The organism is Sphingomonas sp. SDUR79, assembly GCF_056821745.1.
Window position 1 is genome coordinate 2,646,385 of record NZ_JBPDIN010000001.1, and the last position, 25,558, is coordinate 2,671,942.

The 25,558-nt window shown below is 61.3% G+C and carries 23 protein-coding genes, 2 pseudogenes and 1 other annotated feature; of the genes and pseudogenes, 14 read left to right on the forward strand and 11 right to left on the reverse strand.

The genetic code is table 11. The features are described from left to right. Positions 1–17 precede the first annotated feature (17 nt). Complete coding sequence (locus tag ACRYLO_RS13050; protein WP_482660556.1) at positions 18–1,058, forward strand: LacI family DNA-binding transcriptional regulator; 1,041 nt, start codon at positions 18–20, stop codon at positions 1,056–1,058. Here the strand turns inward: ACRYLO_RS13050 and ACRYLO_RS13055 are convergent. The 6 genes and pseudogenes from ACRYLO_RS13055 to ACRYLO_RS13080 all read right to left on the reverse strand — a co-directional run bounded on the left by ACRYLO_RS13055 (position 1,025) and on the right by ACRYLO_RS13080 (position 6,168). Further along, on the reverse strand, positions 1,025–1,621 hold the full coding sequence (locus ACRYLO_RS13055) for an SUMF1/EgtB/PvdO family nonheme iron enzyme (RefSeq protein ID WP_482660557.1): 597 nt from the start codon (positions 1,619–1,621) through the stop codon (positions 1,025–1,027). The two genes, ACRYLO_RS13050 and ACRYLO_RS13055, sit on opposite strands and share 34 nt — an antisense overlap. Before the next feature lie 62 nt (positions 1,622–1,683). Further along, positions 1,684–1,881: pseudogene (locus tag ACRYLO_RS13060) on the reverse strand (SUMF1/EgtB/PvdO family nonheme iron enzyme); the annotation flags it as partial. A gap of 246 nt (positions 1,882–2,127) precedes the next feature. After that, complete coding sequence (locus ACRYLO_RS13065; protein ID WP_482660558.1) at positions 2,128–3,150, reverse strand: alcohol dehydrogenase catalytic domain-containing protein; 1,023 nt, start codon at positions 3,148–3,150, stop codon at positions 2,128–2,130. 11 nt (positions 3,151–3,161) lie between these two features. Next, positions 3,162–3,887 carry an SDR family NAD(P)-dependent oxidoreductase gene (locus ACRYLO_RS13070; RefSeq protein WP_482660559.1) on the reverse strand — a complete coding sequence of 242 codons (726 nt, stop codon included), beginning with the start codon at positions 3,885–3,887 and terminating at the stop codon, positions 3,162–3,164. After that, positions 3,884–5,002: an extracellular solute-binding protein gene (locus ACRYLO_RS13075; protein ID WP_482660560.1), complete on the reverse strand. Its 1,119-nt coding sequence runs from the start codon at positions 5,000–5,002 to the stop codon at positions 3,884–3,886. The genes ACRYLO_RS13070 and ACRYLO_RS13075 overlap by 4 nt, the downstream gene beginning before the upstream one ends. After that, positions 5,002–6,168, reverse strand: a complete 1,167-nt coding sequence (locus tag ACRYLO_RS13080) for a CaiB/BaiF CoA transferase family protein (RefSeq protein WP_482660561.1) — start codon at positions 6,166–6,168, stop codon at positions 5,002–5,004. The genes ACRYLO_RS13075 and ACRYLO_RS13080 overlap by 1 nt, the downstream gene beginning before the upstream one ends. Positions 6,169–6,265: 97 nt before the next feature. On the opposite strand from ACRYLO_RS13080, the gene ACRYLO_RS13085 reads away from it, so the two are divergent. The 4 genes and pseudogenes from ACRYLO_RS13085 to ACRYLO_RS13100 all read left to right on the forward strand — a co-directional run bounded on the left by ACRYLO_RS13085 (position 6,266) and on the right by ACRYLO_RS13100 (position 10,091). Next, on the forward strand, positions 6,266–7,027 hold the full coding sequence (locus ACRYLO_RS13085; RefSeq protein WP_482660562.1) for an enoyl-CoA hydratase/isomerase family protein: 762 nt from the start codon (positions 6,266–6,268) through the stop codon (positions 7,025–7,027). Further along, positions 7,024–7,836, forward strand: coding sequence for an IclR family transcriptional regulator (locus ACRYLO_RS13090; RefSeq protein ID WP_482660563.1), 813 nt, complete (start codon positions 7,024–7,026; stop codon positions 7,834–7,836). Before ACRYLO_RS13085 ends, ACRYLO_RS13090 begins: the two co-directional genes overlap by 4 nt. A 76-nt stretch (positions 7,837–7,912) precedes the next feature. After that, complete coding sequence (locus ACRYLO_RS13095; protein WP_482660564.1) at positions 7,913–8,587, forward strand: GntR family transcriptional regulator; 675 nt, start codon at positions 7,913–7,915, stop codon at positions 8,585–8,587. A gap of 326 nt (positions 8,588–8,913) precedes the next feature. Further along, a pseudogene (locus ACRYLO_RS13100) lies at positions 8,914–10,091 on the forward strand (IS3 family transposase). Beyond that, positions 9,141–9,257: a sequence feature (AL1L pseudoknot), on the forward strand. Its footprint overlaps the pseudogene before it by 117 nt. Before the next feature lie 75 nt (positions 10,092–10,166). Here ACRYLO_RS13100 and ACRYLO_RS13105 read toward each other — a convergent pair. Next, positions 10,167–11,078, reverse strand: a complete 912-nt coding sequence (locus tag ACRYLO_RS13105) for a HEPN domain-containing protein (RefSeq protein WP_482660565.1) — start codon at positions 11,076–11,078, stop codon at positions 10,167–10,169. Between the two features lie 342 nt (positions 11,079–11,420). On the opposite strand from ACRYLO_RS13105, the gene ACRYLO_RS13110 reads away from it, so the two are divergent. The 4 genes from ACRYLO_RS13110 (at position 11,421) to ACRYLO_RS13125 (ending at position 14,805) form a co-directional block, all read left to right on the forward strand. Then, positions 11,421–12,050, forward strand: coding sequence for a GntR family transcriptional regulator (locus ACRYLO_RS13110; RefSeq protein ID WP_482660566.1), 630 nt, complete (start codon positions 11,421–11,423; stop codon positions 12,048–12,050). Positions 12,051–12,292: 242 nt separating this feature from the next. Continuing rightward, complete coding sequence (locus ACRYLO_RS13115; protein ID WP_482660567.1) at positions 12,293–12,415, forward strand: hypothetical protein; 123 nt, start codon at positions 12,293–12,295, stop codon at positions 12,413–12,415. 43 nt (positions 12,416–12,458) lie between these two features. Further along, entirely contained in the window at positions 12,459–13,058 is a 600-nt protein-coding gene (locus ACRYLO_RS13120) for a lasso peptide biosynthesis B2 protein (RefSeq protein WP_482660568.1), read from the forward strand. A 1-nt stretch (position 13,059) separates the two neighbouring features. Then, positions 13,060–14,805 carry an asparagine synthase-related protein gene (locus ACRYLO_RS13125; RefSeq protein WP_482660569.1) on the forward strand — a complete coding sequence of 582 codons (1,746 nt, stop codon included), beginning with the start codon at positions 13,060–13,062 and terminating at the stop codon, positions 14,803–14,805. On the opposite strand, the gene ACRYLO_RS13130 is transcribed toward ACRYLO_RS13125, so the two are convergent. Both ACRYLO_RS13130 and ACRYLO_RS13135 read right to left on the reverse strand, forming a co-directional pair. Further along, on the reverse strand, positions 14,802–17,159 hold the full coding sequence (locus ACRYLO_RS13130) for an alpha/beta hydrolase family protein (RefSeq protein ID WP_482660570.1): 2,358 nt from the start codon (positions 17,157–17,159) through the stop codon (positions 14,802–14,804). The two genes, ACRYLO_RS13125 and ACRYLO_RS13130, sit on opposite strands and share 4 nt — an antisense overlap. Before the next feature lie 56 nt (positions 17,160–17,215). Further along, positions 17,216–19,885 (reverse strand): TonB-dependent receptor domain-containing protein, encoded by a 2,670-nt coding sequence (locus ACRYLO_RS13135; RefSeq protein ID WP_482660571.1) that lies wholly within the window; start codon positions 19,883–19,885, stop codon positions 17,216–17,218. On the opposite strand from ACRYLO_RS13135, the gene istA reads away from it, so the two are divergent. Further along, positions 19,779–21,293: an IS21 family transposase gene (gene istA / locus ACRYLO_RS13140; RefSeq protein ID WP_170172218.1), complete on the forward strand. Its 1,515-nt coding sequence runs from the start codon at positions 19,779–19,781 to the stop codon at positions 21,291–21,293. The two genes, ACRYLO_RS13135 and istA, sit on opposite strands and share 107 nt — an antisense overlap. Further along, positions 21,280–22,008 (forward strand): IS21-like element helper ATPase IstB, encoded by a 729-nt coding sequence (gene istB / locus ACRYLO_RS13145; protein WP_170172217.1) that lies wholly within the window; start codon positions 21,280–21,282, stop codon positions 22,006–22,008. Before istA ends, istB begins: the two co-directional genes overlap by 14 nt. Positions 22,009–22,347: 339 nt before the next feature. Here the strand turns inward: istB and ACRYLO_RS13150 are convergent, their stop codons facing one another. Further along, entirely contained in the window at positions 22,348–23,712 is a 1,365-nt protein-coding gene (locus ACRYLO_RS13150; protein WP_482660572.1) for a zeta toxin family protein, read from the reverse strand. Next, positions 23,709–23,957 carry a hypothetical protein gene (locus ACRYLO_RS13155; protein WP_482660573.1) on the reverse strand — a complete coding sequence of 83 codons (249 nt, stop codon included), beginning with the start codon at positions 23,955–23,957 and terminating at the stop codon, positions 23,709–23,711. Before ACRYLO_RS13155 ends, ACRYLO_RS13150 begins: the two co-directional genes overlap by 4 nt. Positions 23,958–24,078: 121 nt before the next feature. On the opposite strand from ACRYLO_RS13155, the gene ACRYLO_RS13160 reads away from it, so the two are divergent. The 3 genes from ACRYLO_RS13160 (at position 24,079) to ACRYLO_RS13170 (ending at position 25,511) form a co-directional block, all read left to right on the forward strand. Next, positions 24,079–24,711 carry an SOS response-associated peptidase family protein gene (locus tag ACRYLO_RS13160; protein ID WP_482660574.1) on the forward strand — a complete coding sequence of 211 codons (633 nt, stop codon included), beginning with the start codon at positions 24,079–24,081 and terminating at the stop codon, positions 24,709–24,711. A gap of 90 nt (positions 24,712–24,801) precedes the next feature. Continuing rightward, entirely contained in the window at positions 24,802–25,245 is a 444-nt protein-coding gene (locus tag ACRYLO_RS13165; RefSeq protein ID WP_482660575.1) for a LexA family protein, read from the forward strand. A 5-nt stretch (positions 25,246–25,250) separates the two neighbouring features. Further along, positions 25,251–25,511, forward strand: coding sequence for a Y-family DNA polymerase (locus ACRYLO_RS13170; protein ID WP_482660576.1), 261 nt, complete (start codon positions 25,251–25,253; stop codon positions 25,509–25,511). Positions 25,512–25,558: the final 47 nt, after the last annotated feature.

Sequence of the window (25,558 nt, forward strand, 5' to 3'; positions counted from 1 at the left end):
CGTTGGAAGGACCTGCCGTGCCGGCCAAGGTAACCGTCAAGACGCTTGCTAGAGAACTCGGCATTTCGCACATGACGGTATCGCGTGCGATCAACAACCATCCCAATGTGAGCGCCGATGTGCGCGAGCGGGTACTGAAACTTGCATTGGACTCCGGTTACATCCAGTCGTCGGCAGCCAAGGCGTTGCGCGGCCTGAAATCCGGCACGATCGGGCTGCTGCTGCCTAATATCGTCAACGACTTCTACGGCAGATTCGCCCAGGCCTTTGGAAATCTGTGCGCAGCGCGACGTCTTAACCTCGTTATCCATTTAACGAGCGAAGACCCGGAGCGTGAGCGACAGGCTCTTGATCAGTTGCGCGGGTTACATGCCGATGCGGTGATCATTGTCCCCACCATCGCAAATGAAAGGCTAGCGCCGGATACACCAGAACCGATCATGCGCCGTCTATATTTGATCCGAAGCTCATCGGCGCCCTGTCCTGCGCCGTTTGTCGGCATCGATGATTCAAGCGCGATCGAGGAAGCGGTGGCGCACCTCGTCCAGCGCGGGCATCGCGCGATAGCATTCATTGGCCCCTCCCCCGGACTGTCGTCGGGACGCAGCCGACGGGAAGCGTTTTCGAGAGCTATTGCCGCTGCGGGCCTTTCGCAGAGCGATGAGCGGACATTATCCGGGCCCGCCGTCTACGATCACGGTCGAGGCAGCGTGCGAACGTTGTTGGAACAGGAGCATCCGCCGACCGCGATCCTGTGCGGCGGCGTCGAGATTGCGCGTGGCGCGCTCGAGCAATTGCTGGAGGGCGGCGTCGTCATCGGCCACCACCTAGCTTTTATTGGTTATGGCGATCCTGCGGTCTACCGCTGGCTCAAAGGCGGCATCTCGACGATCGGCCTCCCGACCGAGGAACTGGCCCGATCGACCTTCGAACTGGCCATCTCTGACAACCCGCCTGCTGACGCCGCAGTTCAGCACCGCGCAACGCTGATCATCCGTCGCTCCTCCGGACCGACCGGGCCGGGTCAGGTTCCACGCGCTGCGTCGGCGCTATCATAGACCAGTCGGAATCCGACATTGCTGGCGCCCATGCCGCTGTCTCGACCCGTTCGCGCAGCGGGGCGGTAGCGGCGACAATAGTTGGGCGCGCAAAGATAGGACCCGCCCTTGATCACGCGCGACGGCATACCCGGATTGCCCGGTTCATAAGCGTCATTCTCGGAGGGGCCCTTGGGATCGCGCGTCGACCTGGCTGGATCGTGACCTGGCGCGTAGAAATCGCTGGTTATTTCCCACGCGTTGCCGACCATGTCATAAAGTCCGAGCGCATTGGGCGCGAAACAGCCAACTGGAGCAAGGCCTTCAAAACCATCGGTCTTTTCATTCGCGACCGGGAAGACGCCCTGCCAGCTATTGGCCTCTTCCGGTTGCGCGATGTAGTCGGGCTGGCCCGCCTTGGCCGCAAACTCCCATTCTGCCCCTGTCGGAATTCGGCCGCCACGCCACTGGGCAAATGCCGCCATGTCGGCATAGGCAAGATGCACCACTGGCTCATCGGGGCGATATTCGGCACCGGTCGGACCATGGGGCCTGCGCCAGCTGGCGCCCGGCAGATAGACCACCAGTCGCTATATTGGTTACTGGCGCGCGAAGGCTTGGTGAACACTGCCGACCCTGGCTTCAGCATGTCGGGCGGAATCTGCTCCGGTGGAACTTGGAAAATGTCGGGATCTACTGGCTTCTCAGCCGCCGTCACATATCCAGTTGCATTTACGAACGTTGCGAAGGCGGCGTTCGTGACCTCACTGCGGTCGATCCAAAAGGGGCTGACCTCGACCATGCGGACCGGCCCCTCCTCGGCATAAACACCCGATTGTCCCATCTCGAACTTGCCGCCCGGGACCTCCACTGCGCCAGCCGCCTTTTCGCTGGCTCATCCGCGCACCAATACTGAGATTCTATCCATCCGCGCAACAGCATTGTCCGCTTCCGCGCCGCCGCACGCTGACAGCGCAGTGAAAGTTGAAACAATCGCCACGCCAGCGACGGCCTTGCCATATGCCGTGCACGTGGCGAATGAGCCTGCAAGCGGGAACGAGCGAACAAAGTCGATCAAAATACTCAACACTTATCCGTCGGCGAGCTGAATCTTACCAACCGCCGTTCCACTGAAGGCAAGTTCAAAGGCCTGCTCTATCTCACTTAGCGCAAACACTCGTGCGATCAACTTGCCGAAGTCAAATTGTCCACCAGCGATCACCTCAATCGCCTCGCGAAACTCCCGATTGAACTGAAATGATCCAATCAAGCTGATCTCCTTGAGCATGATACGCTGTAGCTCGGGGGCGGTCGCGCCGATTTGAAGGTTGGACAAGATGACAACCCTGCCCTGACGGCGGACCGAGTGAAATCCCTGATTAAGCGCCACGATACTGCCGCTTGCCTCAATCACGCAGTCATAGGCGCTGTCGGCCGGCGACTCGTCCTCACCGATCACGAAGCCTTGGCTGGCGCCGATTTCGCAGCCGCGCTCCACTGCCTCCGCGTGAAGATCGGAGCAGTGGACGGTCGCCCCGCGCGACGCTGCCGCGATGATGCTCAGCAGCCCCATCGGCCCGCATCCCAATATGAGCACGCGTGAGCCCTCGCCCACTTCACCCAGGGTGGCAGCGTGGAGCGAACAGGCTAATGGTTCAGCAAAGGAGAGATGCTCAGCGGCCACCGGCGACGAAACCGGAATGCAGCATTCCGCCGGAAAGTCGATTACGCTGCGAAAGAACCCGTCGATATGCGGATAGGTTAGCGCGGAGCCGGGAAACCGCTTGTCACTGCAAAGATTCTCGTGCCCGCGGCAACACGCATCGCATTGGCGACAGGCGATAATGGGGTTCAGCGCAACCAGCGCGCCGCTCGCCAAGTTGCTGCCATTCGGATCGACGACATGGGCGCTGGCTTCATGGCCCAGCGTGACCGGGTTGCGAAGCGGAAAGCCGACATTACCGAAGTTCCGAAAATAATGCATGTCGGTGCCGCAGATACCTGCGCGCGCGAGTTTCAGCCGCACCCAGCCGGGTGCCGGAGGCGTGGCCGGCTCACCTGGCATGACGACGACTTCGCCGGCGGCGACCAACTGCGTGATCTGGTTTTCCATGATACTCCGGTTCAAAAGCCGATTGAGAATCCGGCGTCCACGGGCAGTGCAACGCCGTTGATATAGGTCGCCTCGTCACTTGCCAGGAAATAACAGGCGTTTGCGACATCCGCGGCCGATCCGAAGCGCCCTGTGGGGATGCGCCCTTCGATCTTTGCACGCCGCGCCGGGTCTTTGGCCAGCACGGCGCGCGTCATGTCGGTTTCGATGAAACCAGGGCAGACGGCATTGCAGCGGATGCCATGCTGCGCTGCGTCAACCGCGATGCTGCGTGTCAGGCCGATCACTGCGGTCTTTGAAGTGACGTATGCGGCAGCGCTCGGCAGTGCGATCAACCCTGCCATCGACGAGATGTTGATGATCGCCCCTCCCCGCTTGCGGTTCAGCTCGACAAATCTCGCGCTCGCCACGAACGGCGCCTTCAAATTGATGGCGACCACAGCTTCCAGTTCAGCCGGTTCGACCTGTTCGACTGGCTTCTTAAGATGCACGCCAGCATTATTGATCAATACGTCGATTCCGCCCGCGACATTCGCGATCCGGTCTAAAAAGTCGGCCTTGCGCCAGTCCGACAAGTCAGCCGTGACAAATGACAGACGCTCGTCAGCGTCCAGCGTATCCAGATCGCCGCGCGAACGGGCTACGACGTGGACCCGATATCCGCCCGCCAGGAACCGGCGCGTCTGCGCCAGCCCTAGCCCGCGATTGCCTCCGGTAATCACTGCGACGCGGCTCATGCGCGGACCCCTGAATGATGCCGATAAGCACGGTCGACCATGGCACAGAAAGCGACACCGTCTCCGCGCACGATAAAAGGTGAAATATTCTCGCAGACGGCGTCGACGAAGTCTGGAAACCACGGGTCGCGCGGGCGAGTCCAGGCGCTGTCTATCGTTGCCCACCCCCCGCCGAAAAAACCCCCGGTACGCGCGTCATCGCGACGATATTCCCAGCAATGCCGGTGCGCAGGCTGGCCATTGCCGTCCAGATACAGGCCGTTCTGCACCGGCAGCGACGCCGCCCACCGGGCAAAGGCAATCGCGGTATCGGGATCGCGGCAACGCGCCGAGACGGCCAGGCCGGCTCCGCCTAGGATCGCGCGCCGCGCACCTTCCGGTTCGAGGATCGGCAGGTCGAAGTAAGTCAGCCGACGCCGCCGAACGCCGGGCACCGCATAGTTCACATAGCCGAATAAACAGGGCGACTGTTCAAACTCACTGTCCCCGTCGGAAAGCAGCTCAAGTACATGGATGGGATTCCAGTGCAGAGCCTGCTCTGGGCCAAGCCGATAAAGCGCGTGCAATATGGCAAAGGCGCGTTCGCCCGCGTGCGAGGTTGCGAAGGATTGAGGGTCTGCGGGCAAGGCGCAGCCCTGGCTGGCCAATAAGGTAAGCCACGTGTCGAACGCGTCGACAGGCTTGAGCGGGGTGACCGCGCGCAGCCTGGCCGCATCGTCCGCCATGAACTCTTGCCAGTAACGCGGCATGGGCGCGCACGCATCTTCCGCGCGCACGGCCATCTGACACGCCGCATCGATCGCATAAGCCCAACGCCTACCTTCCCAGACATAGCTTTCCGCCGATCCGCCGATCGACGCGATCGCGTCCGGCTCCGCTTCAGGCAATGGCAACAGGCAGCCATGAGCCGCGACCGCGCCGATATGAGGGTGGTCCAGAACGATCAGGTCGTAGCGATCCGCCAACTGGTGGATCGGATAGTCGGCAAAATCCTGAAGTGAGCGTCGCTCCCATTGGACCGTCACCCCCTGCTCCCGCAGATAGTCGGTCGAGATGACCACCAGCGGGTCATACCCGCGTGGATGATCCCATGTAATGCCGCGAAGGGTCGTCATCAGGCCATGGCCACCAAGGAAGCGAACTCCCGACGAAGCGCCTCGTTCTGCGCACCAAGCCCAGGTGCCGCCGCATTGCCCCGAGGCCGATACCCATCGATCGAGATTGGAATCCGCGTCGTTCGCAAGGACCCGGTGTTACCGCTCGGAAGGTCTTGGAGCATGTCCAGGGCCGCAAACTGCTCGGTTTGCAATAGGGCGCTCCAGTCCATGACTTCGGCACACCAGATATCGTGCGGCTGCAGCGTCTCCAACCAGTGCCTAGTGCTTCGCATCACGATCTGCTCGGCGATGCGCTTCTTGATTGAATCCCGCTCGATCAGCAGCATCAGGTGGTCGCCGACCCATGTCGGGTGGGGTTCCAGATCGAGCAGCGGGGCAAGCCGTTGCAGCGGCGTCATCGCCAACGCGACATAGCCGTCGCTGGTACGATAGACGCCATAGGGCGGCGGGGCATTGATATTGCCGTTCGAGACTTCGGACCGGAAACGCATCGTGTCCTGGTTGGCGAAATATTCGGTGATCATCTCGAATTGAAGGTCGACCAAGCTTTCGAGTAGGCTGGTTTCGACCAGCGCGCCCCGACCGGTCACTCCCCGTCGCACCAGTGCTGCGAGAATTCCTTGCGCCGCCATTGCGCCGGTATAGATGTCCCCGACCGCCAAGCCGACCGGTGTCGGCGGCGACGCCTGATCCCCGCTCAGCCACATGATGCCGGACCGCGCTTGGGCAAGCAGGTCCTGCCCTGGCAACTTCGCCCACGGACCCTCGGGCCCATAACCGGATATGCTGGCGTAAACGACACGGGGATTGATCGCGCGCACCGCCTCATAGCCGATACCCAACCGCTCAGCGACACCGGGCCGATAGTTCTGGATCACGACATCCGCTCGCTCCAGCGCCTGACGCAGGACGGCAAGGTCCTTAGCCAGTTTCAGATCGAGCGTAAGGCTTTCCTTGCCGCGATTGATCGCCTGGAACAGAGTTGAAACGCGCTGATCTCGCGTCTTGTAAAGATCGCGACATGGGTCACCTCCATCGGGCCGCTCCACCTTCACTACCCGCGCACCCAGATCGAGTAGTCTCAACGCCGCATAGGGGCCGGCCAGAAACTGGCTGAGGTCGACGACCAGAAGCCCGTCCAGTGGCAGATCCACTTCGCTCATCATCCGCTCCTCTCGCCGGGGCCCAGATGCCCGCGTAGATTAATTTGCACATACAGAATTTATTTGCAAATACCGAAATTATCGATAGGCCGACGGCATGGAAGAGACAGTCGATCTTCAGATCACGGGGCGCGTCGCAGAGATCATCCTGAACCGCCCCGCCAAGCACAATGCGCTGACACGGGCGATGTACGAACAGATCGCAGCGCATTGCGCGGCCGTGAATCGAGACGATGCAGTGCACGTCGCAATCATCTGCGGGGCGGGTGATCGGGCATTCTGCGCGGGTTCTGATCTCGGGAACCTGGCCACCTATCGAGACCCTTGGGCGTGGCGTAATCGCAACGATTATATTGCGAGCATACGCAGTTTGCGCAAACCATGCATCGCTGCGGTAAAGGGCTGGGCGCTGGGTGGCGGACTGGAGATTGCTCTCGCCTGCGACCTGCGCGTCGCGGCGCGTTCAGCTACTTTCGGTGCGCCGGAAGTTCAGTTGGGCTGGACCGGCGCCGGTGGGGCGGCGCAGCACCTCACCCGGCTGGCCGGCTACGGCAGGGCCATGCGCTATCTGCTCACCGGCGACCGCTTCTCGGCCCAGGAAGCTCTCGACATAGGCATGGTAGAATGGCTTGTCGAACCCGGGGAGGAACTGGAAACGGCCCGACGCATCGCCGCCATCATCGCCGGCCATTCGTCGATCGCTACACAGTCGGTAAAGGCGGCCGTGCGTAGCGCGATGGACCATTCGGTCGATCATGGGCTCAGGATCGAGAACGAGCTGATGACAATCTGTTTCGCCATGGCCGCAAAGGATCCCCCTTCCAATTTGTTTGGAGGCGAGCAAGGCGCGGGCGGATGAACGACAAAGCCATTCCAAGCGCCGCGCGTCGCGCACGCGTGCATCGCCCCCGGGGCGAGGCGGGACCGGCGCAGGTGCCCGCGCTCGGAAAAGGGCTAGACGTGATCGAGTTGCTGGCGGGGTCACCCGACGGGCTGGCGATGAACGAGATTGCCGATCGTCTCGAGCGTACGATGGGCGAAATCTATCGGATAGTGCTGTATCTTGCCGATCGCGGCTATGTTCGACAGGATGTGGCGGGCCGCTACGGTCTCACTCTTCGTTTGTTTGAGCTGTCCCATCAGTTCGAGCCGACCGAACGGTTAATCTCACAGGCACTGCCGCTGATGGAGAATCTTTCTCGCCGTGCTGAACAGTCATGCCATCTGGCAGTTTTGAACGGTGACTCGATCCTGGTTCTGGCCTCGGTGCCAAGTCCCCGGCCCGCGGGATATTCAGTTCGAACCGGGGCGATTTTTCCCGCGCTTGCAACCAGTTCGGGCGTCGTCGTCACGGCGTTTTCGCCTGAGGAGCGGTTGAACCTTCTCGTTGCACCGGCGTCGCCGGACGAGGCCGCGACGTTCATAGCGCGCGTCGCTGCCGCAAGGAGCCTCGGCTTCGAGACGATCGAGAGCGTGCTGGTGAATGGCGTCATCAACAGCAGCGTCCCGGTTTTTGGGCGCGGAGGCGTGCTCGCCGCACTGAGCATGGGATATGTCAATCAGGCGGGCGACTCGATGCCACTCGACGAAGCGGTCACCGCGATCAGGGACACCGCCGCGCGGATTAGCGCCGCAATGGGCGCGCCTCCGCCTTCAGATTCGGTTTGAGGCTGGCCCGCGGCCAGGCCCCGGTTCCTCGTTGTTCTGCACGCGATCCAGCCTCGAATCTCCGGGCGCCCCGCTCTTGACGTCGACCATCGCGCGCGTCAACGAAGGTCCGCGCGAACAAATTATGGACAATCGACAAATGGCTGATGGCGATAGCATGATCATCGCGGTGCGGGAGCAAATAGCGGATCGGCTTCGATCAGACATCATCTCGGGCGCGCTCGCGCCCAACCAGAAGCTTACCGAAGAGGCGCTGGCTCAGCGCTTCGGCGTCTCTCGCGGCCGCATACGCGACGTTTTGCTGGAGCTTTCCAAAGAAGGCCTTCTCATCACGCGCGCGCATCGCGGAACAATGGTCAACGACATTCCGCCACCTGATCTGCAGGCCCTGATGATCAAGTTGCGGCGCCAGATCGAGATGTTCGCGGTGAAGCGGGTCATCAAGGATCGGCCTGACGGATTGCTGGATCAGCTGGAAACGGCTTTTGAGGAGCTGACGAAACGCTTGCGAGAGCATGATTTCGCTGCGGTCACCAAAGCGGATATCGCATTCCACCGGGTGATCCTGCTAGCCGCAGCTGGCGAGGATCTGGTCAATCTTTGGCAGCCGATCATTTTGCGCATGCGCATGAATTATCAACGTATCAGCACCCCGGACCAAGCGATTGCGGAGCACGAAGCAATTATCTCGGCCATCCGCGCAGGCGATACTAAGGCAGCAATTGCCGCTCTGGAAGGAAACATCCGCTAGCTGCGTTACAAAACCCGCGGTGGACCTGTTGCCGCGGGAGAGCTCATGTGGATACCGACTTATCGAGAATTACGGAGGAAATGGCACCTCCTGAGTCGGGAGAGCGAAGTCCGACATTTATCGACGACGCTCGCGCGCGGCTCGGCGGCGTCGCGGGGCCCGTCGTCAGCGCACGCGGAGGTTCGCGATCATCTCGTTTCCGTCGTATTCCCTGAGGAAGTGAACCGCGCCGGGTTTGCCGGAGGCTCCAACTCCTGAGAAGGTGAAGCCTGTATGAGCAAGACAACCAACAATTTGCGCCGGAAGTCCGCGAGCGAGCGGTGCGGATGGTGGCCGATCACGAGCGCGATTACCCCTCTCGCTGGGCGGCGGTGGTGTCCTTCGCAGAGAATATTGGCCGCGTTCCGCAGACGCTGCATGAGTGGGTGAAAAAGGCGGAGGTCAACAGCGGCAAGCGCGCCGGTGTTCCGACCGAGGTTGCCGATAAAACGAAGGCGCTGGAGCGCGAGGTTCGCGAGCTGCGCCAGGTCAACGAGATCCTGCGCAAGGCGTCAGCATATTTTGCGCAGGCGGAGCTCGACCACCCGTGCCGGCGATGACCGCGTTCATTGACGATCACCGCGACGCCTATGGGGTCGCGCCGATCTGCCGCGTCCCGCGGATCGCCCCATCCACCTGTCATGAGCGTCGCGCAGCGACAGGATCCGACATGCCTGTCGGCGCGAGCACGGCAGGATGCGGCCCTCAAGCCAGAGGTCGCGCGCGTGTTGCCGAGAACTTCGCGGTCTACGTGTGCGCAAGGTCTGGCGGCAGTTGATGCGGGAAGGTTGTCCGATCGGGCGGTGTACGGTCGCTTGCCTGATGCGTGAGATGGGCTTGGCAGGCGTGATCCGGGCCAAGCCGGTGCGCACCACGGTCAGCGACAAGGCGGCACCGTCAACGCTCGATCACGGCAACCGCAGGTTCTACGCGCCAGCGCCAACTATGCTGTGGGTGTCGGGCTTCACCTACGTCCGACCTGGGGTTCGACTGCGTCGTCTTTGTCATCGACACCTAGGCTCGGCGGTTTGTTGGCTGGCGAGCCAGCCGGACGGCGCATGCCAGCTTCGTCCTTGATGCACTGGATCAGGCACTTCATGATCGTCGGCCGACCCACCGGGGCGGCCTCATCCATCATAGCGACCGTGGTTCGCAATACGTGTCCATCAAGTACACCGAGCGCCTCGCCGAAGCCGGGATCGAGCCCTCGGTCGGCAGCGTCGGCGACGGCGTAGCCTGTCCTGAACTTGTTTCAGGAACAATGCTTTGGCCGAGACGATCAACGGCTGAGGTGATCCACCCGCGCGGACCGTGGCGCAGCTTCGAAGCGGTTGAGTACGCCACGCTGGAATGGGTCGACTGGTTCAACCATCGCAAACTGCTGGAGCCCATCGGCAACATCCCGCCTGCCGAAGCCGAAAATCAATATTATGCTGCCGCAGACAACATCGATATGGCAGCGTGACTCACAAACCAACGCCTCCGGCAGACCCGGCGCGGTTCAAACAGTGCCGCTCGATTTCTCGAAGCCTCTCGCTTATCAATGTGGGTCAGCGCTCTCAGCGAGTCGAACCTCGCACACGTCACGCACCAATTGAACCAGTCTCTCGACCCGATCCATAAGCCAAGCTAGTTCCTCATCGGTGATCTTGAAATTGGGTGAATAGCGGGCCTCGACATACGCTCGTCGCAGCAACTCAAAAGCCCGCTGAGCAAAACGCGTGTCGCGGGGCCAAGCCTCAATGAGCGACGTTGCTACTCCCTCGGCCGAGGATCGCAGCCGATTCAGTTTGTGCGACTTGGGGCTATAGAGTGTGAGCACCAACAGCGTGCAGTGATAGAGATGCTCTGTCGCTTGATGCAGGAGGAAAGCGGTCTTGTTGCTGAGCCCCTCCCCGTTCGCCAGTCTAGCGAGCAGCAGGAATTCCTCGGCGCTCAGAAACCATTGATTGAAGGAGGCCTTCGCCTCCTCCAGAGCAGCCTCGTCCGACAGCCGCTTCGGCTGGTCGAATGGATGGTGCGGAGCCTCGTAGAGGGCGATCGCGTCTCGAAGCAAATCTACAAAGAATGGACGTCCACGACGCAGCTGCGCGTTAACATCGCTCAGGCTGTGGACAATGAAGTTCACCGGTGTCTGGATCCTGCCGGTAATGGTTTGCTCCCGAACGAGGTGGTCCTCAGCCTGAGCCCAGTATTCCATAACGTCGGTAAGTTCCTCGTGATTCACGACGACGAGGATATCGAAATCGGAGAAATACCCTCCTGCAGGGTCATCGACCCAGTCACCTCTGGCGTGCGATCCGAAGAGGATGATCTTCAGTATCCTGCCCGCCTTGCGGTGCGGCGCGCTGCGGCCGGCCAGAGCATCCTCGAACTCCGCTACGAGAATCCGCACGATCTCATCAAGTTCAAGCCGCTTGCCTTTCGGCAGGTGATCAAGGTCTGTGCGCATCGCTCCTGATCTAAACGAGATCGATCCAAACGCCAGTCTGCGCTCGAAGGTCCTCACGTGAACCCGAAAGAATCACCTTTGTAGTAACGGAGCGCCAACCTAAAAATCAAAGGTGCAACGACCGGACACATCCTGCCTCCGCCTATTCTATGGTCCGAACGGGCCCAGAGCGCGATCGAGACCTCCCGCGCATGCTGCGCAAGGGCTGCGCAGTTGCGACGCAACGACATCGCGCGGGCCACGCAGGATCAGCAATCTGTGGTGCCTTTTTCCACCTAGTTGCCAGCGCTGTACCGGATTCCACTGCATCCGCGAGCATCAACACCTCCATCCTGTCCGACGGTGACGAAATCCAGGTTCTCAGGAGGCGCGCACGAGCATGCAGCGCAATTTGTCCGCGAGGCAGTTCGCGCGGGTCGGTGGAAAGCTGGCGAAGCCATCGATGTTACTGCGCTCGCTTTCGAGCTCGGCATCAGTCCAAGCCCGGTGCGCGAGGCCCTCGCACGGCTTCGGGGCGAAGGTATTCTCGGCTCCCGCTACCGGGACGGGTACTCGCTTCCGCTGCTCCAGCCTCATGAGTTGGTTAGCGAATACCGATTCATGGGAACTCTTGCGTTAGCCGTTGTGACACAGGCGGTTGAGCAGATTGATGTGCCAAAGCCGTGCCAGTCCACGTATGCCGGGCGATTAGAGGCGTTGTTCCTCTCTTTGGCCCGCGCAGCCGACCTGCCGAGCGCAGCGATAACGTTACGCCGCTCACTACTGCGGCTCCACTCGTACATTATGGCAGAGCCCCACGTTCTCGAGTCTGCGGAACGGAATCTCGGAGATTTGGAGAGCCAGCTGGCCGATGGCGACGCCGCCAAACTAAAGACGCAGCTCGAACGTCACTTTGGAGAGTGCGTATCGGCGGCCCCTGCAATCGCGCGCTATGTGTTCGAGCATTCCAGGTCTGAGAGCTCGTCTGATTAGGTCTATCGCTCGGTCCCCCGCACCATTTCGCGGCTACGGACCTACGTGGCATCATGGCCAACGGGGGCAAAGGCGTACTGTCCCCCGAACGCCGTCGCAGCCGTGTCGTTCCGCTCCACTGATGATGTCGGCTGGGCGCCGACCCTCACAAAAAGATTCGAAAAAGCACTCGAATAGACCGAGCTGCGGGCGCTCACTTCCGCTGCAGCAATATCGCTGCTTGATAGCGAAGGAGTTCGAACATGAAGACTCATCTGAGTGGCCGGGCCATCAAGCTCGGCAGTGCCCGCGATCTCACGAAGGCGATCGGGGGGACGGAGACCCCGGAACTCGAGAACCCGATGTTCCTCCGCAAGAACGTCTGACGGGATGGGGAAGCGGTACTCTCCGCTTCCCCATACGACTATCATGCGAAAGCCACGCTACCGTGCCGCCAACCTCGACGGCCTGACCATAGTCCTCGACCTCGCCAAGGCCGACTATCTGGCGATCCCGCAGTCATCCGCGCAGGGAACCAGAGGACAGGAGGAAGTTGCCGGGTTTTTGGACACGGTCGTAAACGACGTCCGCTTTACTGATCCGCATGTGGTGCCCCGAGCCCGCCGAGATCTCGACTCATATGAACCGACAAGTAGGGAACCTCCCCGCCGGGGCGATTGGATCAGGCTAGCGACTTCCATACCAGCTGCGCTATGGGCTCTCCGCATCGGGAGCCCTGCCGACTGGTTTCCCGACGAGGGCGCACGGACGCCTGCCGCCGATGCCGAGACAGTCGCGGCGGCCCGGCGCTTTCGGTCGATGCGTCCGTTCGTGCCAAAGCTGTCCCGGTGTCTCCCGCATTCGCTGCTTCTGCGCTCATATCTAAGCGCGAGCGGCCACCAGAGCGTGTTGGTGATCGGCGTTCGCCAATTTCCGTTCGAAGCCCATAGCTGGGTCCAAGCCGGAGACGTCGTGCTGACCGACGATCTCGAGCAGACCGCGGCATTTGTTCCGATCGCGGTGGGTTGACATGAAACAGCCAATAGCAATGGCGCTATGCGCGCAGTCTGAAGCTGATGATCGCATCAAAGGCGCCGTAGATGCCGCAGAGCGAAATTTCGGCGCCAGAGAGCGACGTAGCTCTCAATCGAGTTCCGGCACGACCCGGACATTTGGCGCAAGCAATCCGGTTCTCGATACCTGCAATGGAGCGGTTTCCCTCCAGGTTTTCGGCGAGCTGCATTGCAAGGATCTCCAACGGCTTGAGACAGCGCTTGGGTGCGCCAAAACTGCCCCGGAGGCGGCGAAGGCCATCATTCGCCAAGCGTGGGGAAGCTACGTCGCCTTTGTGGCGGACGAAATTGGGATGTTTGCACTCCGGGATCCGTCAGGAGCTGTTCCCCTCTTTATTGCTCGTTCGCACGATCTGCAGGTGGCATCGACACGACTGACTCCCGCATTTCTGAAAGCCGCTGGACTGAACTGGAGCATCGACACCAGTGCTGTCGCCAAGCTCCTCGCCAGTCCAGCCGCGCCCGCTTTCTTGTCTGGACTATCTAATGTCGAAATCGTCACTCCCGGGCACCTCGTCAGCCTTAGGAACGCGGCAGATTTCAAGCGAATCTGGCGTCCCAGCGAGATCGCACGACGCCGCAATGTGCTCACGTCGGACGTTCTGGCGTCCGTGTTGGACGACGTGCTCCGAGCACTAGCCAATAACAGGCGGATCGGCGTGGAGCTCTCAGGTGGCCTCGACTCTTCGATCGTATTCTCGTCGCTTGCGAGCCTGGGACATCGGCCAAAGCCATTCAATTTCGCCACTGCGGGCAGAGGTGGGAACGAAGCCCATTTTGCGACCGATGTCGCTGATCGCTGGGACACGCCTCTCCACCTATACTCGAGTGCCGACGCGCTTCCCTGTTACAGTGCCTTTGACGCGCTGGCGCAGGGCGTTCAGCCCGTTGTACATGGCCTCGATAGCGTGTTCGCCCGGGCAAGGCAGGATCTGATCGACCGCGAGCAGATTGATATAATCATGACAGGGCAAGGAGGAGATTCGCTTTTCTTCAACGTCCCAACCCGCCTCGTCGCTGCGGATCGCAGCCGGGAATTGGGGATGAGATCGCTACTCGCCCCAAACACCATTGATGATGCGAGGAGGGTGAAAGGATCCATCTGGAGCGTCCTAGCGGCCGCGTTTGGAAGGCGGACGAAAGACGATCGAGGTGATCACGACTGGTTGACGCCCCATCTACTTGGACCGGCAGCGGCTCCAGCCCTCAAAGATCCGTTGCCAGTCCACCCATGGCAGGTGGAATGCGCCGATCTTCCCCCTGCAAAGGCGCTTCACCTCATGGTGCTGGCCCACTGCCAGGTTTTCCATGGGGACCGGCTATTCGCGCCAACTGCGTCGATGATTCACCCGCTCCTAACCCAGCCGCTCCTTGAGGTTGCTTTGGCGTGTCCCACGTACGTTCTGCAGTCTGGCTCTCGAGATCGGGGACTGGCGAGGGAGACATTCAAGGCGAGGCTTCCGTTATCGGTGCTCTCTCGCCGCAACAAGGGGGAGGCCTCCGATCACTATGCCAGAGCGATACTTCGTAACCGCGATTGGCTTCTGGACTATCTTCTACACGGAAGGCTTGTGGGGGCGGGCCTTCTCAACCCCTGTGCAATCGAAGAGGCCATGGGCATCGACGCGATCAGGCTTGGGACGGATTACCGAGCATTTCTGCAGTATGCGAGCATGGAAAGCTGGATGCGCAACTGGTGCTAACGCCGCTCCCCTGAGGCATTCGCGGCTGGAGGCATCTTCTCTTTCAGGAACGCCAGAATCGTATTCCATTCGTATCTGATGTTTCCCGGGCTGTGGCGGATGTGGCCATCACCGTAGAGTCGAAGCAGCGATGCGTCCTTTCCCAGCCGCGCAAGGCTGACAAACAGATGCTCTGCCTGCTCTATCGGAAAATAGTCAAATTCGGCCGCTATCAACAGCAGGGGCGCCTGGACTTTGTCAGCGGCGAAAAAGCTGCTGGCGCGGACGTAGCGTTCCGGATCTGACCAAGGAGCGGCTTCGAACCTGCCTTGGCCTGTCTCGTACCATGCGATGTTCGCACTGAGGGGCGGTCCTCCCAGGAAGCTGACCTTCTGGGCAGGGGAAACCGACCCATAGGCCGCCCCAAACTCGACCAAGGCGCTTGAGGAAATGATAGCGCGGTAGCGAGATGACCGAGTTGCGATCGTCAACGCATTTATACCGCCGTAGCTGTGCCCATGGATAGCCATACGCGAAGCGTCGATGAGGCCCGTGGAAAGACCGGCGTCAACCGCCTCATCCAGATTGTTGATCAACGTCTCCTGGAGCTGTCGCGCGGACCCTTCCGGAATGCTGGGCAGCAGGACCGCGTAGCCATTCGCGACAAGGATCGATGGCTTTAAAACCGGACTCAGACCTTCTGGCTTCGCGAGCCAGGGCAGATCGTCGCCATATGTCGTTCCCTGGTAAGGGTGGATTACAAGCGGAAAAGGCCCCTTCCCCTCGGGTACGAGGAGCCAGTCAACCACCGAAAGCTCTCCAACCCTCCGCTTCAGAGCAATTGCCTTGGGTGGGATCACATCGGCGAGGCGGGCAGAAATGGTATCGACTAGACGAGGGGGCGATCCCGATGAGTTGAGATAGAGGCGCCCTACTCCGTGGGTATCTGTCGAAAGAGTGATCGCACTTTTGTCCCTGTCCGACACAGCAAGGATTTGTGAGCCGCGTGAAACCGAAAGCGTCGTCGGCGAGTCACTTTTGAAACCGAAATTAATTCGATCACTTTGCGCCCCGAACCTGCGAAGAAGGGGCGCTTCCGGGCGGCGGAAGCGGCGGATCCCGGTGCTATTGGCATCGAGAAAGTCGAGATCCACGATCGGATGATCAGCACCGGCGACCTTCTTCGGCTCGAGCGATGGGCCAACCCGCCACAATCCCTCAGCATTCGACAGCCAGACGATGCCGCCGCTGGCCGCGACCAAGCCGTATTCTCCAACATGACGCGGCTGCATATTCGAACCAGCTAGCAGACCCGACCAACCGCTGGCGTGCGACCTCACGAGCAGGTTCTCCCCCGACCATACAATGGTCTCGGACCTCGCCCCTGACGTGGCCTGCACGGCGAGCTCTCCGTCAATGAGCACGTGAGCCTTAGCCGTCTCCCACGTCGCGCCATCACGGCGAGCGATGACAGCTAGCTGCCCGGCGTCCGAGAAATTCAACGATCCATCCTGTAGATCGCACTTGGGGCAGGGTTCGGTTACACGACCGGTCACAGTATCAAGCACGCGAAGACGACGTCGGCGGCTCTGGTTGAAGAAGGTGACGAGCTGCCCAGTATCAGGAGCTACGGCGTCTCCCAGTTCAACCACGGCCACACTGCGTCGGTCCGTCGACAGCAAGAAGTCGGAGATCTCTCCCGAAGTGAGAACCTGCTCCTGTCCGGTGGCTACGTTCGCAACCACTAGATCGCGCCCCTCATACGGGATCGTTCCGGCAAACTTTGTACTCGCGAGGTCTGCAGCCGCAATCCGGCCCGTCGCCGCGTTGGCCCAGCGGCGCGGCATCACCCTCTGAACGATGCCGCCACTGTCGAGTATCGTTGGGAGCCGATCACTGTGAAATCGAACGTAGATTATCCGATGGTCATCGATCCAGACTGGGGCCGGCGCACTCGCCGGCAAGTCTGGAGCAGCAGGCAGCCAATTCACCTCACGCGACCCGAGGTCGAGGATCCCGAGACGGAGTTTGTCGTTTCGGAGGCCGAAGACCGTGAGCTTTTTCCCGGATGGGGAGAAGCCACCGACCCAGTAGCCTGCGTCATCATCCTGATGAAACGCCAGGCTCAACGCGCCAGGCCGAGATAGCTCGAAGAGCATGATCTTCGATGTCATGCGGCGGCTCATGAAGCCATAGGTGAAGCGCACTCCCTTGTCGTAGGGTCCTCGCCGCTCCACGACGACTTTGCCACCGGAGGGCGCAAAGAGAACTTGCCCATAGCTTTCGGAAGCCAACATATCATCGATCGTGAACGGACGCGCGAAAGCGCTGGAGGCGAGGCACGTTAGTGCCAAGCCCGCAAGAAGAGCTCGCATCACTTTTACCCATGGGTTAAGGGGCGCCGCGGTTTGGGTGCCGAAGCGCTGCTAGGTCACCAGGCCTTCGTTACCTGCACCGAGATGCTCCGCCCCAAGACGTCGGCGTTGGCCGGATCATAACCAACCCCGCTCGACCGGTTCACGAATGGTGGGGCTCGGTTAAAAAGATTCCGTGCGTCGAGCGAGAAGGTGAAACCACCGTCGCCACCAACACGTGCTCGGATCTGAAGGTCGAAAGTCATCCACGATCCGACGCGCGGCGCGGGCGCGAAGTCAGTGTTCCGATAGCGGTCCACGTAGGTCGACGAGAGCGTCAAACCAAATGGGCCGCCGGACCAATCGACGCTGGAACGGGCCTTCAGCTTGCTGGGATAGCCAACCGTGGATGAAATGTCATTTACCGGGGCGGCCGGAGTAAGCTGCTGCGAGAAGCGAAAAAGATAAGCCGCGCCGACGTTCGCGGCGAGCGTGCCACCCAGCAAGTCGACGGAGCCACTGAGATCGACGTCGAGGCCCTCTACCGCCACCTTTCGAGTGTTCACATACCTGCCGTCGATAATCGCCCGGTAGGAGGTCAGAGGAAAGTACCCAACATCGACAGCGCCGGGGTCAGCAGCGAGTGCCTCGACCCGAGCCAGATCCGCTGGATTGTTCGCGGGATCGATCAACGACACAAAGGGTGCCAGTGTCGGATCGGTAAGCGCGCGAGTGACGTTCTGAATTCCAGGGCGGTCAATTCGGTCGTCGAAAACCGTGCGAAAATAGCCAACGTCCAGGCGAAGCCGAGCGGCGGGCTTCAGAACAACACCGAAGCTCAACGTGTCAGCCGTCTCTGGCCGCAGGCCCTGGTTCCCGCCGCTTAGTATAAGCACGGGCAATGTCGCTCCGCTTGAAGATGACAGCTGAGTCGGTGTCACGCGAAAAGGCGAGTACACCTCCGGTAGCGCGGGAGCCCGAAATGACGTCCCCCAGCTCCCCCGCAGTTCCAGCGATCGCGAAAGCGACCAAGTTGCCCCGAACTTGGGGTTCGTCGTCCCCCCGAAATCACTGTAGCTCTCATATCGCACCGCAGCCGACATCCTCAACCGACCGACGCCGAACCCAGCTTCCTCGTCGAATACGGGCAGACTCAGTTCGCCAAAACCTGCGCCAATGCTGCGACCCGCCGAGGCCGACAGCGTCGGGGTCGGGGCAATGCCACTGATGAAATTATAGCCACTTGAGGAAAGTGTCTCGCGTCGCCACGCACCACCAATCGCCACGCGCAGCGAACCTGCGGGGACACGGAAAAGTGGACCATCGAGCTTGGCGACTGCTGTGGCGAGCGAGCTGCGCCGCCACCCACCCGAGTTTCCCGATCCAATGAAGCGTAGCACCGTCTCATTGTTCGACGCTCCCGAGCCATATGGGTTGAAGTACCCGTCTCGCGGGGCACTGAACGATGTTGCCGGATCGTCAGGGCTGGCGCCCAGCGCCTCTGAGAGTGCCGTCGAGTTGACTGTGTTCGTTGTGCGATCACCGGACCGCTCGCGACTGAAGAGATAGTAGGTGTCCAGCTGCCACGACGAGCCAAGGTCAGCGGTTACGCCCCCCGTCAGACTAGCCGAGTCTGCCCATCCAGTCGCGCGGGCGGCGCCCAGGTCGTCTCCGAAAGAGTAGGCCAATACAGAGAACGGCGACCCATCGGGGCTGGCGAAATACGGGTTCGCTGCGGTGACGATGAAAAGAGAGGATGACGGCGAGCTCGCGTAGGCAAATTGACGCCGTGACCACCTTGCCTCACCAAAGAGTTCGACACCCTGTAGAGCTTGCTGGCGTACTCTCAGGAATGTGGAATGCCGCTCCTGCGAGGGCAGTGTGTCCGACAGCTCGAACTGGTTTTCCAGGTTACTTCCCGGCATGAAATCCTGGGAAGTCGGACGGTCGGTGTAAGTTGGGACGGCGTAACCAGGAACATACGCTCTGGCGACCGGATCATAGCTGAGTATCGTCGCCGGAGCTGAGTAGTAGAGCCTCCAGTCGTTGCCACCGAGCGGACGAAGGTCGGCCGAACGGGTTGCGGCGCGGTCAGCAGACGCAAGCGAACCTCGATAGTCATACTCGTAGGCTGCGAGGATCCCGCCAGTGTTCCACGTTGTGCCGACAACCTGACTGGCCTGATAGTTGGCTGGCGCCCCGCCCTCGCCGATGCCGGATCTAAGCCGCGTATCTGCGCCCCTGAAGTCGTTCTTCAGGATGACGTTGACCACACCGCCTACCGCATCCGACCCGTAGGTGGCGGATGCGCCGTCCTTAAGGATCTCAATGCGCTCGACGGCTGCAAGCGGAACTGAGGAGAGATCGGCGAAATTGGCGCGGCCACCCGATCCCGCTTGGCGACGCCCATTGATGAGGGTCAGTGTCGCATCGCTTCCGAGGCCGCGCAGGTTTGGCGACGAGGCAAGCGAGGAGTTTTGGCTGGTGCGATCCGTCAGGCCGAAGACAGCAGCGTCTGTTCCCGTGCCTGTGAATCGGCGTGCAAAAAGGACCCCGTTAGCGGGGTGATCGGCGTCTAAAAGGGACCCCTCATTTCGATAGCTTACACAGCCGCGTGGAAGTTCATGCGGCGAGATCGGGATGTTGGTTTTGGAGACAGTGGTTCGTATCCGGCGTGAGTATGCCGGCGGGAAGGCGATCAAGGCGATCGCGCGTGATCTGCATGTTTCGCGGAAGGTGATCCGCAAGGCGATCCGGGCGCCGGAAGGCGCATTTGATTATCGACGCAAGGTTCAGCCGCTGCCGCGTATCGGTCCGTTTCAGGATCGGCTGGATGGGCTGCTGGAAGAGAACGAGTTACGGGGCCGGCGTGACCGGCTTCGGATGACCCGTATCCACGACCTTCTGGTGCGTGAGGGTTTCGAGGGCTCTTACGATGCCGTGCGCCGCTATACGGCACGGTGGAAGGTCGAGCGGCGCAGGGATTTCGGCGACGGGACGACGGCCTTTATTCCGATGATGTTCCAGCCCGGCGAGGCCTACCAGTTCGACTGGAGCCACGAGGATGTCGAGATCGCTGGCAAGCCGATGCGGGTAAAGGTCGCGCACATGCGGCTGTGCGCGTCGCGGGCTGTGTATGTCCGGGCCTATCCACGCGAGACCCAGGAGATGCTGTTCGACGCGCATGCGCGCGGCTTTGCCTTCTTCGGCGGCGTGCCCCGGCGCGGCATCTACGATAATATGAAGACGGCGGTGACGAGCGTGTTCAACGGCAAGGACCGGGTGTTCAACCGGCGGTTCCTGATCATGGCCGACCATTATATGGTCGAGCCCACGGCCTGCTCGCCGGCGGCGGGATGGGAGAAGGGACAGGTCGAGAACCAGGTGCAGACGATCCGAGGGCGCTTCTTCCAGCCCCGTCTGCGGTTCGCCAGTCTCGAAGAACTCAATGGCTGGCTGGAAGCTGAGTGCCGGCGCTGGGCCGAACGGCAGGCCCATCCTGAGCAGGGCGACCAGACCGTGGCGCAGATGCTGGAGATCGAACGCCCTGCATTACAGTCGATGCTCGGGCCGTTCGACGGCTTCAACGAGAGCGAACACGGCGTGAGCGGCACCTGTCTGATCAGCTACGATCGCAACCGATACTCGGTCCTCTCGACGGTGGCGCGGCGCACGGTGCAGGTCCGGGCCTATGCCGACCGCATTGTCGTGCGATGCGGTGATGAGGTCGTCGCCGAGCATCCCCGCTTCTTCGGGCGGAACCGCACGATCTATGATCCCTGGCACTATCTGCCGGTGCTGGCCCGCAAGCCCGGCGCTTTGCGCAACGGCGCACCCTTCCAGGACTGGGAACTGCCGCCGGCGCTCGCCCGGTTGCGACGCAAGCTGGGCAACGGCGATGATGCCGATCGGCGGTTCGTGCGCGTGCTGGCGGCCGTGCTGACCGATGGCCTGGAGCTCGTCGAAGCCGCCGTGCGGGAGGCGCTGGCGACCGGCACGGCGAGCGACGATCTGATCCTCAATATCCTGGCACGGCGTCGCGAACCGCCGCGACCGCTGACGATCGTCACTTCGGAGGACAACGCCCTGAGGCATCCGCCGATCGCCGACTGTGCCCGTTACGACCAACTGAGGAACTTCCATGCAGCGGCATGACATGATCGACGCAATGCGCGGGCTCGGACTCAAGGGGATGGCTGGCGCGTTCGATGAGGCCGTCACCACAGGGCTCCAGCGTCAGCGCACAACGATGGAGATACTGACCGATCTGCTGCGCGCAGAGGCAACGCACCGTCACGCGGCCTCGATCCGATACCGGATGGCGGCCGCCAAGCTGCCGGTGGTGAAGGACCTCGATGCCTTCCGCTTCGAAGGGACACCGATCAACGAAGGGCTGGTCCGTTCGCTGCACGGCGGCGCGTTCCTGCCCGCACGGCGCAATGTCGTCCTGGTCGGTGGCACTGGCACCGGCAAGACCCATCTGGCCATCGCCATCACCGCCAATGTCGTCCGCGCCGGAGCGCGGGGGCGCTACTTCAACACCGTGGATCTGGTGACCCGTCTCGAAGAGGAAGCCCGGATCGGCAAAAGCGGGGCGCTTGCCGCCCAGCTCTCTCGCCTCGACCTCGTCGTGCTCGATGAGCTTGGCTATCTGCCGTTCGCCCGCTCAGGTGGGCAGTTGCTGTTCCATCTGGTCAGCAAGCTTTATGAGCAAACCAGCGTCATCATCACGACCAACCTGGCGTTCGGGGAATGGCCGACCGTGTTCGGCGATCCCAAGATGACCACCGCTCTTCTCGATCGTGTCACCCATCATTGCGACATCATCGAGACCGGCAATGACAGCTGGCGTTTCAAGAACCGAAACTGATCCCCGCCGCAGGTCGAAATTAAGATGCTTTGCGCTGCGCGCGTCTCCGTTCGGGCTCCGCCCTCCCTACGCCGCACGCAGCGCAAGGCGCGTTCCTCGAACGTCGCACCATCCTTGAAAGGGGGTCCCTTTTGCGCGCCGATCGGGGGTCCCATTTGGACGCCGATTGACAGTCATGCTCATGCAATCGTGTAGTCGGGTTTCGACCCGCTGCGCGATACCCTGATCGGAACTGACTTTCGATGTTGGGGGTTCTTAACCCGAACCGGCGCGGAATCCCCCCGCTAGCGTCGGTTTTTATACCGCCCCGCTGCTCCCCCCGGCAGCGGGGCGTTTGCATTACCGGCTTCGACCACGTTCGCGGACTTGGCTTTGATCCGGCACCGCTCGCATATCGCTGGATTGGGACCGGCCTGGCTCTGCAACCTTCTGAGGCTGATCTAGCGATTGCATGGCACGCCCAACCTGCTCCGGGCTGCGCTGCGAAATCTCGGCTCCGATCGCCGCACCCAACTCTTTGACCCGCTGTAACGGTGTCTGGTCCTTGCTAATGACCGCCTTGATATCCCGAACGCCCATCTGCTCGATCAAGCGCGCCTGATATTCTGGCCCCCGCGCGTGGCTGACGTAATCGAGATCCTTGCGGGCCTCGGCCACCTTGATCGGGTCGGCGCCATCCTTGGCGACGGCACGCAACGCGGCGACGGCCTCAAGCCGCGCTGTGGGAAGGTACTTCGCCAATTCCTCTTGCGCCTTCGCCGGCGACATGACGCTGCGCGGTCCGCTCGCTCGCTCGATGTCGGGCGCGGTCGCTAGTTTGCCATCGTCGACCTTCTGGCTCGGAGAGGGGCTGGCAAGCGCCTGCGCTGCACGCTGGAAGGCTTCGACCTTGCGCCGGTCGTCGGGGTCCGCATTACGAACGTCCATCAAGGTCGCAGCCTTGTCCCAGGTCTTTGCGGCTTCGTCGCGACTGCCCTGATCCGGGAAGCGGTGAACCTTCGCCAACTCGTCCGCCATGCTCTTGTCGGGAACCCACCGTCCGTCTTCGAGCTGGGCGCTCCCCACCTTGCGGCCCGTCCGATCGTAGAGAACGATCGCATCAACCTTGCCTTCGTCCTGAAGCGCTTTGATCGTCGAGACGAGGCCCGTGACTGCATCGTCATGGAATTTATCACCGACGCCGCGCCCGAAGCCGGTAGGCGAGGCGGCAATCTCGGCTTCGCGACGGCTGTAGGTGCGGGCGTGGCTTAGATCGGGGTCGACCGCCATTCCGTGAATTTCCACGCGGTAGCTGTTCGCTCGCAAATATTCCGAATTTTGGCGCGCGTAGAACGTGTTCGATAGCGTGCCGTCATAGATGATGTTGCGGTTCGCCTCGGCACCCAGCTTCATCATCCCGGCCGCGATCGTGCCTGCGTCCTGATAGGCCGCGTCGGGAATGCTAAGGTCGCCCTTGGCGATGCGCTCGCGCATATACGGAATGTTCGGTCGGATTGCGTCGGGGTCGATGGTGATCGCGCCGCCCATCCCCTCAAATTGCACCGCGATCGAACGAACGATCATGCTCTTACCGGAGCCGGGTTGTCCGGCGGTCATCACCGCTCTCGGCTCGTCGACCGCTTTGGTGGTGCTAAGCTGCACGCCGATCAGGCTGCGCGCCAGCTTGTCGCGTTCCTCGGTCGATAGGGGCTGCTGGTCGCTCATGCCGATCGCCTCTCTTCATAATTCCGCCGTGCCTGCGCCATCAGGGCGTCGCGGCTTGTCTCGGGTTGAAAGCGGGTGGCGTAATGCTCGCGCAACTCCTGCTGGATGCGCTCGCGGTCGGCACCATCGACCTCGGCCTCCGCGCCATGCAGCTCGGCCGCGCGCGCTTCCCAAAGCTGCTTATGCAGGTGGTCTAGGTTCTCATCGATCGCCGCTGCGATCACCTCAAAACCGGAGGAAGCCATAAGCCGTCCTTTCCCCGCGAAGGTACAACACCTTCCGCGACAAGGCCATGAAGTCGGCCGACAATCCCTTGCGGCGGTCGACGATCAGCGTGACATATGCGGTGAATAGCTAGGACGGCCTATGTGTAATCGCGCCCGCATGTCGCACGAACCGGAAACCCTATGGGGTTCGGCCGCGAGGCTCTTTAGCGAGCGCCCACGGGATAACCGCTTCAACCCTAGCGAGCTGCGCCCGAAGAGCCGGAATTACATCATCCGCGAACAGGACGGCGAACGCGCGTGGGACGTGATGACTTGGGACGTGCTGGGCGGAAAAGCGCCGTGGCCGATGACCAACGTTCGCAACCTGGGCTTGCCACAATGGCGCAAGCTGGCCGCATCACCAGAAAATCGCTGTATCGTGCCGTTGACCGAATTTGCTGAGTTCACCCCGGACAAACACGACCTGGGCGATGGGAAACCCCCGCTGAAAGGCGAAATGTGGTTCAACGTGACCGATCAGCCGGTCTTTGCCGTGGCGGGTTTCTGGCAGGAAACCGCTGAAGGCAATGGCTTTACGATGGTCACATGCGACCCGAACAGCCTGGTCGCGCCGATCCATCCGAAGGCCATGATAACGATCCTCGAACCCGACGACATCGATCGGTGGCTGCGCGGTTCGTATGACGATGTGGTCGCCCTGCAACGCCCCTACGATCCGGCGAAAATGGAGGTACGCGGGCCGGTATTTCCGACCCGGCGCAAAGAGCGATAAGGCTCGCCGTCGAGCCGCTATCCACCAGATTGCGACGAGCCGGGAAAAATCCCGTTCCTATTATGTTCTTTTGCGCGTTACAATCGCGCGATGACCGTCCTTGCCCTTCTACCGGAACACCCGATTCCGCTGGCCGAAATCCCGGCCGATCTGCGCCTGCAAATCATCGGATCGGCGGGAGCTGGCTTCCCGTCACCCGCGCAGGATTGGGAAGAAACCGGGATCAATCTCGTCGAGCTGCTCCGCCTCGATCGTGCCGCCAGCTTTGTTTTCGAGGTGCGTGGAAATTCGATGGTCGACGCCGGCATCTATGACCGGGACGTGGTTGTGGTCGATCGCGATGCTCGGCCGTCTAATGGCCGGATCGTCATCGCCGTTGTCGATGGCGGCTTCGTGGTCCGACAGCTCTGCGCCCGCGAAGGAAGCGCATACCTTCAAGCGCGCAACAGTCGGATGCACTACCCCGAGACAAGCGCGGAAGGTGTAGAGATTTGGGGCGTGGTGCGCGCGAGCGTGCGCAACCTTCAGGCGTAGCGGCTATGTGGGCCATCCTCGACATCGAGAATTTCTATGTCAGCGCGGAACGCCTGTTCGATCCGATGCTGCGCAATGTCCCGGTAATTGTGTTGTCTAATAACGACGGGTGTGCGGTCGCCAGAAGCTCCGAAGCGAAGGCGCTGCATATTAAGATGGGCGCACCTGTCTTCAAAATACGCGACGTTATCAAGCGGCATGGCGTCGAGCTGCGATCATCCAATTACGAACTCTACAGCGACTTAAACCGCCGCTTTAAGGGGTGACTACACGAAAGTGACGTATCTGCACGGTAAGAGCGAACGGATAGCGA